Consider the following 12,145-nt stretch of genomic DNA (forward strand, 5'->3'; position numbering starts at 1 on the left):
ATCGGTAAATTTTAGAGTATTAAAAGAATGATTATCAGTACGAACACGAAACCGACAAACAGACGCCACGCAAGGGCGAAAACAAGCCGTGCCACGAAGTAAAACAGAGCCACGACAAGCGACAAGGCGAAAAACCGCCCTGCGGTGGTGGTGAGGAAATAAACCACCGAAGCCCAAAGGATTAGGCGGTATATCCGTTTGTAAACAAATGCCGTTTTCATGTTCTTGGGTTTTGTCGGGCGGATTGCTCCGCCCGTGGTTGTTTAATAGTTTCCTTACGGGATATAGCGGTTATCAGCCAACAGCCGGAAAGTGTCGTAATCAGCCGTTCCCCGATAACTTAGGGACAGTTCAAAGGAGAGGTGTCCTTTCTCTATGTAGAAAGTGAAGCGCAAGCCGTTGCGGGTTATCGTCCCTTTCGCATAGTTTCTACGTTCCCAGCTTACGGGTTCGTTCTCGATACTTTTCAAGAAGTCGGCTACCTTTTTCGAATTCTCCGCATTTTCCTGCTCCACCTGCCTGTATATCTGCGTGCAGTAGTTTATCCAATCGTTTATTTTCTTGGCGGTGAACACGCCGATATTGCACGGCTTTTCGTATTGGCTGCCCGCCCTTTCGATGTCGTAGCGGTTGACATATTCAAAGTGTTCCATGTCGGCGGCTATCTTGTACTTGTTCTCTTTGTTTATCTTGTACACATGAAAACGGATGCCGTTGTACGTGAACTCTATGCGCACGCCGTAAAATGCGGGGTATTCACCGCTTACCACGTGGTAGCCGTATTCCGCTTGGGGCATGTACTTCCTTATCTCCTGCATGAGTGGAGACAGCTCTTTTTTTGCCTGTTCCACCTTCTCGGTAAACATAGCTTTTATGTTTAACCCGTTAAATTCCTTTTCCGATAATGTTTTCATCGTCTTATGTCTTTAGTGGGGCGGACTGCTCCGCCCGTTGGTTTATACTCTTGTTCCTTTACCGTCCCGCTTAGGCTGCTGCGGGTTCGTTTATCGGTTCGGTTACCTTGTCGGCAATCATCTTCGCCGCCTTGTTCACGTCCCCCAATATCTCCACCAAAAAGGCGGGTTCTTCCTTTAGCTTGGTGAGCCAGTGTTTCAGATAGGCGGCGTTGTTCTCCTGCGGTGCGGTTGCGTAGCCGAAGAACGCACCGCAAAGGGCTGCGGTAAGTTCAGCGACAAGTTCCTCACGGGCATAGAGCGCATCTCCGAAGAAGCTGCCGAACGTGCGGTTCAGCCGTTGGGGGCTTCCCGTGCTGTGCGCCATCTCGTGCAGGAGCGTGCCGTAATATTCCGCTCCCTGCGGGAACTGCTCACGCTGCGGGCAAATGATATGGTCGGAAGAGGGCGAATAGTAGGCACTGTCCGAATACTGCACCTTGATGGGGCAATACCAATTTTGCAGATAGACAAGCTCGTCCAACGCCTCGTAAATCATCCCGTCCGAATAGTCTTCGGGTTGCTCCCCCTTTTTCATACGCTCGTAGCGTTCGGGCTGCTTTTCGGCAAAATCGGTCTGGTCGATGTTGAAGACATTGTAATACTTCATCTGCGGGATGACCCTGTAATTTTCCTGCTCGGTTGCGGGCAGCTTGCGGTATTCCTCGTACTTGATTGTCTTTTTCGTTTCCTTGTGTACCACGAACTTAAACCAATAATAGACGGGAAACGAGCGTGCGCCCTTGCAAACACTTAAATCCTCTTCCTTCGCTTGGTTGAACGTGAGGAACACGGGCAAAGTGAATTTCATGAACTCGGTGTAGAACAATAACATCAAGACATTTCCGCCGTTATAGACTGTCCCTCTGATGTTGCGGGGCAAACCTTGTTCAAGGCTCGCAATCCACGGTTTTTGCCAATCCGTTTTCAGACACTCGATTTTCTTGATTAACAAATCGGTGAACATCGGTGCAATCTTTTCGATGGTGCTGTTCGTTGTTGCCATAACTCACAAATTTTAATCGTTATTACTCTGTTTTCATCGCTTGTCGCCCCAACCAATTTTTTTCCCTTGGCTGATTGGGAAGAACATTGACCATCATTGATAGCGGAAAAGGTGAATTGCAACCATCTGAAAAAATGGTAAATACTACCCGCAGGGTGGAGATTTGGCATTTTTTGCGGATTTGCTTTCACCTCCGCCTACCTTCGTCAATGTTTTTCCAATCAGCTTAGGGAAAAAATGCCCTGTCAGTCTATTCCAGTCAATGGTAAGTTACTTGCCGGGTGCGGGAAAAAGAAGCCTTCCGGAGAGCCGGGAACGCCCGTTTCCCAAGGCAAGGAGATACGGGCGGGAGAATACAATGGGAGGACGGTCAGCTTCCGGCTGCCGGACAAACGCCGGGGAACTCTTTCGGGCGGCACGGACGGACGTGTTCCGTTTGTCCTTCCGCCCCGATGTCCGGCTTCGGCCATGCAGCCTCACGGAATGGTCGGAAACGGACGCCGGGACGGGACAGCCCGTGCGCCAAGGTGCAAGCGCAAGAAAGTGAAAACCCTTTCACCCACGTTAGGGATTGCAGGGGAAAGCCCACAGCATAGCGAGGACTTGCAACGGAAAGCCCGACCCGAAGGGGAACGCCCAAACAACCGCCCGCAGAACTGCTTTTAAGCATACCATAGAAAAAAAGGAAGACCGAATATTCCGAAGTTTCGTCCTTATGATATATATTTGTAATTGAGCGAAGATAATAGCGGAAAACGTGGATAATTACATATTATCAGTCATTAAAACCAGTAGAACATGGGAAAGCAATTTGAATTCTATTCGCATAAAAATGATGATGAGATGATTGCAAATACGCTTAGAAGTGTATTTGGAGAGTTGTTGTGTGTCCCACATTATAAAGGAGATTTATCTCCTTTTGACATTTGTGCTAATGACCGGAAGATGTATTTGACCGGAAAATCTTTCCAACAATATATATCATATTATACACATGAATATTATGATGGAACAACAGCTGAAGTATTGGACTATGTGAAAAGTCCAGTTTTAGAATATAGAGTTCCTTTTCAAAGGGAAGATATGGCATACATTGCTGGACGTTTTTATTGCTGTTCTGATAATAATGATTTTTCTCAAATGGTTTCCAAGTTTTTTCGTAAAATCAAAAAGAAATTTCTATACGTGAAATTTTGGAAGTGCTATATATCAAACAGCATAGATGTGGAAGCATCTCAATTCTTTATACCGAATAGAATAATTACTATAAATAAAGAAGATTTGAAATAAAAGTGACTGATAACAAGCACCTGTGCCACCTCACGGCGGCAAGCTGCAAACCATTATCTATTTAATAATAAGCATAAAACTATGAGATTCTTAAAAATTATGGGAATATTTACTTCTATCTTAAGTTTATTGAGTTGCGGGCATGGGAATAAACGAGTGACGCAAAACGACGGTATAAACTCCAATATCCCGGTTGCTGCCCGGATTACGATAGACAAACTGCCGGATGTATTGAGAAACGTGCAGGCAGGAAATACTGATTATGATTTTATAGGTATTTGTTCCAATGGTGTGGACTGCATCTACTTTGTGCTGGAGAACGGAAAGTTTTACATAGATTTTGAAGCTATGGGTAAAGAGCAGCTTCCCTACATAGATACCTTGAAACAGTTCGCAAAGGAACATAATTATCCTATTGTCGAAACAACCTATAACAATACTCCGGTCGATTACGAACATCTGAAATACGCTCCCGTCCTTAGCCTGAAAGTCAATGCTGACATAGACAGCATCGTAAAGGTCGGAAAACAGATTGAGCAGACCATTTTCAGGAACAACGAACGAACCGTTTACGAAATAGTGCCTTGATTTTGCCAATAAAGACATTAAGATTTAGATAACAAACAGCACTGCCGCTTAAAGCGAAACGCTGCCAAACATCATCTACATAAGAATATGAGAACACCCGCCATAATCCTGCTTTTAGCAAGCCTGTTTGCCGCAAGCTGCGGAGAGCCGCCCATGCCACCGAGCGACGAGGAAATGATACGCCACTTCGCCACGCACGAGGCGGCGTTCCGCAAGGTGTACGAAATCATGTCAGAGAGTTCAGAAGGTAGTTTCCACTACCCGCCGCTTTCTCCGGAAGAGGTCATTATACTTGATTCAACAGAGCAAAGCGATACATCCCATGAAACGAATGACGAAGAAAACCTCCCGGTATATGGGCTGCTGAAGCCAGACCGAATACAGCTCGATTCCCTGTTGTCAGAGATTGGATGCGGTCTTGTCCTTGTTGACCGCAGGGAATGGGAAACGGCGGATTCGGTATATGTGAGCCTCGTTATGCCGTACTATTCCCACGGCATCGTGGATGCGGGAACGTCCAAGAGTTTCATTTACGATCCCGGATTGGAAAGCCGCCGGAATATCCGTATCACCGAACACGGCGACCTGAACGAGATCTACCGCAGGACGTACAACGACACCACGTTGTACAAGCCTGTCAAGGAAGGCTGGTACATCGAGTTAGACCATTCACGATAACCTGCAAAGAGGGACGCATGAGGATATTCCAATACATGCGCCGATTCTTCCAGATGATGGCAAGGATGCGTAAGGTCATCCATATCGTTTCTATGACCTGTCGGCATGAACAACGCAAGAACGGGCTGGTTCCGGTGGAATCCTACAAACGGGAAACAGACCGGAATCTCTGGATACGCAGCATAGGAACCCATCATTCCACACGGTACAGCATCGTTCTTTTTACAGCTGGATGATGGTATTGCAGCCGCCCTTTGGACTTCCCGATCTGAATGACATTCCGGGGACACCAGTGTACGCAAGCATGGCAAGCCTCGCAACCGGTTCCCCACCGGGGCACTCCGTTTTTCAGCGTAATATTGTTCACGGGACATACACGTTCGCAGACACCACATCCCATACAACCATTTTCCAAGGAGAAGTTCAAGTGCGAGCGACTGAAAAAGGCATTGAACAGCCCTTTGTGCAACAGATCCGATAACCTGCAATACGGGAAAGGCTTTTTCCGTTTGCCTTTTTTCAAGTCGTCGATTATTCGTGAAGTGTAAAGCTCCGCCCGTTCCAGTATCTTCGTCCTCCTTACTGAAGATACCTCGTATTCCTTCAGGCAGTTCCCTACGGTGGGCAGGTTGTAGCCATAGTCCAGACGCACGCCTTTGCCGGACATGATTTTGTCCACAACGGACACCGCACAGCCCTTGTACGTGTAATATGTGCCTATGGAGAAATAGTACACGCCTTTCCTGAACGGATAACTTTCCAAGAACCGGCGGACAATGCCGGGCAGTCCGCCCATATATACGGGGAATATAAAACCTACGATTCGGGAGTCCGATGCGGTGATTCCAGCTGACGGTGTCATTCTGAACAGACCGGCTCCTCCAAAAGCCGCCGCAATATCCTGCGACAATTTCAGGCTGTTGCCTGTGGCGGAGAAATAATAGATGGATATTTCTTTGTCGTTTGCCGTTTTGCTTTTATAGTCCATAACATTTATTTTTGCGACAGCAAAGTTAATAGGTCTCTTAAAAAAAAGAAGAACTGTCTTGGTTATCAGCAACTTACATTTAGGTTAGTTTTCCTGTATATCAATTTGTTGGATAAAAGAAAAATGAGAAAAAAGTTAGATTACGATTATTGTTCTGCTTCCCCTATACTGGAATGGCTGGGTGACAAATGGGCTTTAGTTGTCTTATTGAAGCTACATGAGAATGAAGTAATACGTTTCAATGAACTATACAAAACAATCCCCTCTATATCGGAAAAGATGCTATCTACTGTTTTGCGGTCATTGGTAACGGACGGATTGGTAAATAGAAAAATATATCCCACAGTTCCACCCAAAGTGGAATATTATGTATCTGAATTTGGAGAAACTTTAATCCCTTATTTAGAGCAGTTGAAACAATGGGGGCAAGAAAATTTTGAAACGATAATGGAAAATAGACGGAAAAATAAATATTGAAATTTAGTGCAAGGTACAAGTATATATCTATATATAGCTTGCACCTTGCACTAACCTTAGAATGTTTATTTTCAATGATTTGCATAATCCAAAAATAATGCGGACATCTGAACCCAAGATGTTGGCAGACAGACACCGGACAACAGCAGACAGTTTTTAAGGACTAAAAGCGTGATGGATGCAAAGCCAAAATTTCAGAAAGTGCTGATATTTAGGAATAAATAACGCTTAATTTATAATCCAAGCGGCACGATGCCTGTTCTCCTGAATCGCCCGGATACGGCTGCCGGAATCGAGCCTGTACATGAAGCCCGCCAAGTTCCCGCTCTCGTACAAGCCCATGCCGATGGTCAGGCGGCTGTTGAAGTCGGTCTGGCTGACGACGTACCAGCCGCACCGGGCGAAATGCTCCTCGTAGCCGGAACGGGTCTCCAGCAGGAAATAGAACTTGCCGTCGTCCTCGAAACGGATGACGTACTCGCAACGCAGGCGGCGTGCGATCTTGCCCAAGATGCGGCTCTCCTCCTCGATGACCGCAGGAGTGGCAAGGAAGGTGTATTAAGCGATAAAGACAGCCTCGTCCATAGTGATGATGTTTGGTCGGTTACAAATATGCGAAATGTCCGGCACACGGCAAACGGAAGGGGCGGAAAATATGCGGAAGGGCGTGCGGATATGTAGAGCTTCTCCCTGCTTTTCACCGCCCGGAACGTGACAAGGCTACAAACGTGAAGCAAAACGAGGACAAGCGGTACGGTTTTGATACACGGACATATACAGACCGGTATATTTGCAGGGAAGTATAACAATAAAAACGTATCGGGACAATGGAAATAGTAAGCATCGAGAAAAAGACCTTCGAGGAGATGAAGGAACGGTTCGGCTGCTTCTCGCAGCACGTGAGGGAGCTTTGCGCCCGCTACCGCCCGCCCGAAAAGATGAACTGGATGGACGGGGCGGACGTGTGCGAGAAACTGGGCATCAGTAAGCGGACATTGCAGACCTACCGTGACCGGGGGCTGCTGCCGTACAGCCAGATCAACCACAAGATTTACTACCGGACGGAGGACGTGGAGGCGTTCGTGGAAGCCATGAGCCGGGAAATGACGGAGGACGAGTGAGATGGAAGTGATCACAAGGGACACGGAAGAGGTACGGGCGTACTTCGAGGCGTTGGAAGAGGGAATGAGGTACATCGACACGGTGACGGCGCACTTCCGCCCGGCGATGAACGGCGAGGTCTATCTCACGGGCGAGGACGTGTGCAGGCTGCTGCACATCACGCCGAGAACGTTGCAGGATTACCGCACGCAACGGCTGATCCCGTACATATCGCTGCCGGGCAAGACGCTCTACCGCCAGTCGGATCTGCTGCGTATGCTGGAGGAGAACTACGTGGACATGCGCCCAAAGCGCAAACGGGGGAAAAGTCCAACATAAACGCACGGGGGTGTGCATCGGGAAATGCAGCAAAGGCAGGAACACCGCATCGGAAGTTCCTGCCTTTGCCGCATTCTGCGCCGGGGAAAGGCGTCAAGCCGTTTCCCGGAGGGAGCGGCGCACCCGCTTCCCGTCCTGTTTCCTGTCCTTCTTCTCCAGCACGCTCCGCTGCATGGCGGCGAGGTTGCCGGAGATCGCCCGGAAATCGGAGCTTACCATCCTGTTGGTCACCTCGGCGTAGATCTGGGTCGTGGAAATGTGCTTGTGCCCGAGTATCTTGGAGAGCGCCTCGATGGTGCCGCCGTTGCAGAGATAGACGGTCGTGGCGAAGGTGTGGCGGCTTAGGTGAAAGCCGATCTCCTTGTGGATGCCGCAGGCTTTGGCTATCTGTTTGAGGTGCCTGTTGCACACGCTGTTGCTGGGTATGGGAAAGACAAGGTCGCCCCCGGCAAGCCCTTTGTAACGTTCTATCAGCTCCTTGGCAATCTCCATGAGGGGGACGTTGCTCGACACACGGGTCTTGGTGCGCCGGGTGATGATCCATTCCTCGCCGTCGAAGTCCATGCGCTGTATCTTGTCATGAGTGAGCGTCTTTATGTCAATGTAGCTAAGCCCGGTGAAGCACCCGAAGAGGAACATGTCCCGCACGAGGCTGGTCTGTTTCTTGACGAACACGGCGTTAGCCAAGGTGCGCAGCTCCTCCTCCGTGAGATAGCCCCGGTCGGTCTCCTGCATCTCAAGGCTGTACTCGCCGAAGGGGTCGGTGCGAACGATGCCCCGCCGCCACGCCTTGTCGGTCAGGCTGAGCAAGGGCATAGTGTATATCCAGAGGGTGTTGGCGCTCAATCCTTTCTCCACCCGCAGGTACTTGTCGAAATCGGCGATGATCTCCTTGGTCAGCTCCTTGTAAGCCATGTCGGTGCGCTTCTTCTTCTCCCAAAGGAAGGTCTTGAAATGGTTGTAAACAGCCAGATACTTGTTGTAGGTGGACTTGGCTCGCTGCCCTTTCTCCACCATCGCCCCGAACTCCCGGTTCATGTTCCCGAAGTCTTTCAGTATGCAGTTCTCCATCACGCCGACACCGAGGAAGGCGTTGCGCAATTTCTCGGCGGTGACGAAATCCTCTTCCCGGAGGATGCGGTGGTAGTGGTTGGTGAGCCGGGCGGAGACCTCCTTCAGTTGCCCGTTTATCTCGTTTGCCTCTGCGGACTTGCCTTTCGCCTTGCCGTTCTCCCAGAGGTCGGGAGTGACGAACAGCTTGGTTCCCACTGCCTTGTCATCGCCGTCAACGGAGATTTTCACCATGATGGGGGCTTTTCCGTCCCGGTTTCTCACTGCGGATCTCTTGATGTAGAACGAGGTCGCAAACGTACTTCTCTTTGTTTCCATAACTCTAAAATTTTCGTTTCTAAAGGTAGTTACTTATTTCTTACCAAGAGCTATGCAAAACAAGGCAAAGCAATGAAACAGAACTTGTTATGCTGTATATACCCCGTTTCGGAACCGGTAGCTGTTTAGTAGCCGAACTTTGTCCGAAAGGGGTGTTTTCAGGCTTTTTATGCCGAAGCTTGCTTCAACCCGCCCTGCATACAAGATGCTGACCTGCATTTATTTATGTAGAACTTTGCTTTTCTTTGCGCCTTATACCAATTTTTTCGTAAAAAACACCTCTTTCACTGCATATCCCGGATCGGGATCAACAGTTTGTTTCAAGATTGCATCTCCACTGACGTAGTGTTTTTCTTTTGATTTCCACTCTCTGTTTCCTTTGGACCACTGACAAGAATTGACCCAAGCACGTGTGCCATAAATCGCTTCTCCATTTACTTTCAACCATTGTCCAATGTGCAACAAACGTTCCTGCATGATAGGAGGTATTTTACCATTGGCATTCGGCCCTATATCCAGTAATAAATTCCCTCCTTGACTTACAATATTGACAAGTGTCAGTATTAAAGCCTTCGGCGAAGTATAATCTCCCAAATCTTCATTTTGATTATAACCAAACGACAAGCCTATACCACGACATTCTTCCCATGGCTTATTGTAAGAACTATTAGTATTACTATATTCTCGCGTGTAATAATCGCCGTGTTTTTTACCGGTATTGTTAGCCCAACGATCATTGACAACGATACTGTCTTTTACCGGAGATTCTGAATATAACCAAGCTAATGTTCTTTCGGCCTGCCACTGTTTATCATTTATCTGATCGGGACCGTCAGCCCATATCAGATCCGGTTTATAACGATTTACCAGATCTTGTAATTGCGGAAACCAATGGCGTTCATAAAACAAATCCATTGTTTCTTTATTATATAGTGGGTTATCCCACTCTCTCAAAGAGAAATAACATCCAACTTTTATATCAGTTTTACGTAATGCATTTACATATTCCCCAACTAAATCACGATGTGCTCCAATTTCCATACTATTCCATGGTCTGCCATAGCTGATTGATGCCTCTCTACTGGGCCACAAGGCGAATCCATCGTGATGCTTCGTTGTCAGCACTACATATTTCGCACCTGAGTGCTCAAATAAATCAGCCCATTCTTCGGGATCATAACTAAGAGCTTTGAACATGGGGGCAAAATCTGCATAAGTGAAATCTTCTCCATACATTTTCCGATGGTAATCATATATTTCTGTTCCTGTAAAATTTCCATTACCCATCAATGTTTTTTTATCAAGCCAATATTTATACCATTCCGAATAAGTTCCTTTGGGCGACCATGCCGGTACAGAATATAATCCCCAATGTATAAAAATGCCAAATTTCGCATTTTCAAACCATGCAGGAACCGGCCTTTTATCTATAGACTCCCAATCCGGCTTATAAGTAGACTGCCCCATTAAGGGAATACATATTAGACAAAATAGAAGTAAGCAATATTTTTTCATATTATATAATTATATTAAATAAGTTATTTTACACTCACTCACAATGTTAGCAAAAAAGATTCATTTATACAAACTAATAAAAAAGATTCTTAGTAATAGCATGTTTTGGCATGCTATTACTAAGAAAAGAGTATCAAAAATTAATAGGAATTACATTTGATATAACTAACATATTAAGTATGCAGATATTGTGTTATTCTTCATACCCTGGAGTTTGCTTTATTGACGGATCTTTATCAAGCATATTCTGTTCAATAGGCCAAAGAACTTTGTGACTCTCTGTCGCTTCATTTAAGATTGGCACTCCATTATTTTTCAAATTAGCTTCTTTACAGAATACTAAATGCTTACCTCCTTTTGTCAGAGTCATGCGTAACACATCCCACCAACGTTGCCCTTCTTGAACAAATTCTTTATCTTTTTCATGTAATATGGCCAACTCATTTTGAGTGAAATCTCCTGATTTATACCCATGCTTATTTTCATCCCAATTGGAAGCATAAGCACGTTTACGAACCAGATTGATATATTTCTCAACACCAGAATTATCACTTTCCATATTAGCAATTTCGGCTAATGAAAGATAAACCCAAGGCAGGCGATAGAATGCATAATCCCCACAAAAAACACGATTGCCTTCAGAATTTATGTAACCTATATTCTTTTGGACATGAGTTCCCCAAAGACTTAAATTACCATCTTTATCTTTTTTATAAGAAGCCAGGAAAGTCGCATCACGACGAGTGTCTTCCACGTCAAATAATTGAAAGAGTTCAGGAATATACTCACACCATTGAGCACCACTTTTCTTTAATCCTAAAGGATCGTTCCATGGCGTTCCATCTGCAAGAAAACCACCCTTATCTATTTCTCCCTGGTTCATGTATGTATAGTTAACATTTCTATTGGTCGCTTCTCCTTCAAGATAACGAATCGCAAATATTATTTCATTGTTACCTTTATGGGATTTAGCTTCGAAAACATCTGAAAAATTATCCATCATGCTTAGACCGTAATTATCAATGACACTCTGTAAATGTTGTTTTGCTACTGCCAAATCAGCAATATTAGCCTCATTGTCACCGGTAGTAACTTTGGAAGTCCATAGATAAACTTCTCCCATCAAACACTCAGTAGCTGCTTTGGACCAATATACTTTTTTACCGCGATTATATGGATCAAAAGCTGTCACATTGCCAAAATACTCCATTGAAAGATCCAAATCTTTCTTGATTTGCGTCATTACTTCTTTGGGGGTTGCACGAGCCATATATAATTTATTGGGATCAAGTACTCCATCAATTACTTCTACATCCAATCTTAAAGGTACACCGCCATAAATACGATAAAGTTCAAAATAGATAAAAGCACGTAAACCATATGCCTGTCCTAAATAAAATTTCTTCTTGGCATCATCTACATAATCAGCTTTCGTCACACGGTCAATAAATAAATTGATATTAGCCAAACGTCCATAATGACCACCAAAACCGGTTACACCAGTATTGTTCTTATCAAAATTCTGCAATATAATACTGCCGTAATACAGTGCGTTACCATCAGATGCATTGCCACTTTTATAGATTCCTCCTCTTAGTTCTCCGAAGGTAAAAATGTGTTGTTCGGCTACATCACGCAGATGTTTATGAAGGCCATCCATATAACCGGTAACTTGTGCTTCAGTGGTCCAATAAGAACCACTTCCGTAAAAATCAATTGGAGATAAATCCAATAAATCACTGCATGAAGTCATTATGCCACCAGATACTACCAGTAACATGCCTGATATAATTATTGATTTTATTGTTTTCATATTTCTTG

The 12,145-nt window shown here is 45.6% G+C and carries 15 protein-coding genes and 1 pseudogene; 8 read left to right on the plus strand and 8 right to left on the minus strand.

Annotated elements, in window-relative coordinates; all coding sequences use genetic code 11:
* Positions 1–11: 11 nt before the first annotated feature.
* The 3 genes from BF9343_RS08280 to BF9343_RS08290 form a co-directional block, all read right to left on the minus strand.
* Positions 12–221, minus strand: a complete 210-nt coding sequence (locus BF9343_RS08280) for a hypothetical protein (RefSeq protein WP_032532203.1) — start codon at positions 219–221, stop codon at positions 12–14.
* Positions 222–275: 54 nt separating this feature from the next.
* Complete coding sequence (locus BF9343_RS08285; protein ID WP_010992668.1) at positions 276–914, minus strand: hypothetical protein; 639 nt, start codon at positions 912–914, stop codon at positions 276–278.
* A gap of 70 nt (positions 915–984) precedes the next feature.
* A complete protein-coding gene (locus BF9343_RS08290; protein WP_010992669.1) occupies positions 985–1,959 on the minus strand; it encodes an ArdC family protein in 975 nt (324 codons plus the stop codon).
* Positions 1,960–2,196: 237 nt separating this feature from the next.
* Here BF9343_RS08290 and BF9343_RS08295 point away from each other — a divergent pair, with 237 nt between their 5' ends.
* The 5 genes from BF9343_RS08295 (at position 2,197) to BF9343_RS23625 (ending at position 4,751) form a co-directional block, all read left to right on the plus strand.
* Positions 2,197–2,625, plus strand: coding sequence for a hypothetical protein (locus tag BF9343_RS08295; protein ID WP_010992670.1), 429 nt, complete (start codon positions 2,197–2,199; stop codon positions 2,623–2,625).
* A gap of 132 nt (positions 2,626–2,757) precedes the next feature.
* The gene (locus tag BF9343_RS08300) at positions 2,758–3,249 is read left to right on the plus strand and encodes a hypothetical protein (protein ID WP_004326133.1); all 492 of its coding nucleotides are present in this window, start codon (positions 2,758–2,760) and stop codon (positions 3,247–3,249) included.
* Positions 3,250–3,330: 81 nt separating this feature from the next.
* Positions 3,331–3,837: a hypothetical protein gene (locus BF9343_RS08305; protein ID WP_004326134.1), complete on the plus strand. Its 507-nt coding sequence runs from the start codon at positions 3,331–3,333 to the stop codon at positions 3,835–3,837.
* Positions 3,838–3,924: 87 nt separating this feature from the next.
* Positions 3,925–4,515 (plus strand): DUF4948 family protein, encoded by a 591-nt coding sequence (locus BF9343_RS08310; protein WP_004326135.1) that lies wholly within the window; start codon positions 3,925–3,927, stop codon positions 4,513–4,515.
* A gap of 17 nt (positions 4,516–4,532) precedes the next feature.
* On the plus strand, positions 4,533–4,751 hold the full coding sequence (locus tag BF9343_RS23625) for a hypothetical protein (protein ID WP_172579062.1): 219 nt from the start codon (positions 4,533–4,535) through the stop codon (positions 4,749–4,751).
* Here the strand turns inward: BF9343_RS23625 and BF9343_RS08315 are convergent.
* Entirely contained in the window at positions 4,709–5,503 is a 795-nt protein-coding gene (locus BF9343_RS08315) for an EFR1 family ferrodoxin (protein WP_004326137.1), read from the minus strand. The genes BF9343_RS23625 and BF9343_RS08315 overlap by 43 nt on opposite strands.
* Positions 5,504–5,626: 123 nt before the next feature.
* Between BF9343_RS08315 and BF9343_RS08320 the strand changes: the two genes are divergently transcribed.
* On the plus strand, positions 5,627–5,980 hold the full coding sequence (locus tag BF9343_RS08320) for a winged helix-turn-helix transcriptional regulator (RefSeq protein ID WP_004326138.1): 354 nt from the start codon (positions 5,627–5,629) through the stop codon (positions 5,978–5,980).
* Positions 5,981–6,208: 228 nt separating this feature from the next.
* Here the strand turns inward: BF9343_RS08320 and BF9343_RS23630 are convergent, their stop codons facing one another.
* Entirely contained in the window at positions 6,209–6,490 is a 282-nt protein-coding gene (locus BF9343_RS23630) for a hypothetical protein (protein ID WP_172579061.1), read from the minus strand.
* A 317-nt stretch (positions 6,491–6,807) separates the two neighbouring features.
* Here BF9343_RS23630 and BF9343_RS08330 point away from each other — a divergent pair, with 317 nt between their 5' ends.
* A complete protein-coding gene (locus tag BF9343_RS08330; RefSeq protein ID WP_010992672.1) occupies positions 6,808–7,101 on the plus strand; it encodes a helix-turn-helix domain-containing protein in 294 nt (97 codons plus the stop codon).
* A gap of 1 nt (position 7,102) precedes the next feature.
* Complete coding sequence (locus BF9343_RS08335) at positions 7,103–7,420, plus strand: helix-turn-helix domain-containing protein (RefSeq protein WP_009041186.1); 318 nt, start codon at positions 7,103–7,105, stop codon at positions 7,418–7,420.
* 93 nt (positions 7,421–7,513) lie between these two features.
* On the opposite strand, the gene BF9343_RS22415 is transcribed toward BF9343_RS08335, so the two are convergent.
* The 3 genes and pseudogenes from BF9343_RS22415 to BF9343_RS08355 form a co-directional block, all read right to left on the minus strand.
* Entirely contained in the window at positions 7,514–8,809 is a 1,296-nt protein-coding gene (locus tag BF9343_RS22415; RefSeq protein WP_005789089.1) for a site-specific integrase, read from the minus strand.
* Positions 8,810–9,070: 261 nt separating this feature from the next.
* Positions 9,071–10,276 (minus strand): annotated as a pseudogene (locus BF9343_RS08350) (alpha-L-fucosidase); the annotation flags it as partial.
* A 241-nt stretch (positions 10,277–10,517) separates the two neighbouring features.
* The gene (locus tag BF9343_RS08355) at positions 10,518–12,137 is read right to left on the minus strand and encodes a RagB/SusD family nutrient uptake outer membrane protein (RefSeq protein WP_010992674.1); all 1,620 of its coding nucleotides are present in this window, start codon (positions 12,135–12,137) and stop codon (positions 10,518–10,520) included.
* Positions 12,138–12,145: the final 8 nt, after the last annotated feature.

This window comes from Bacteroides fragilis NCTC 9343 (assembly GCF_000025985.1).
GTDB lineage: Bacteria > Bacteroidota > Bacteroidia > Bacteroidales > Bacteroidaceae > Bacteroides > Bacteroides fragilis.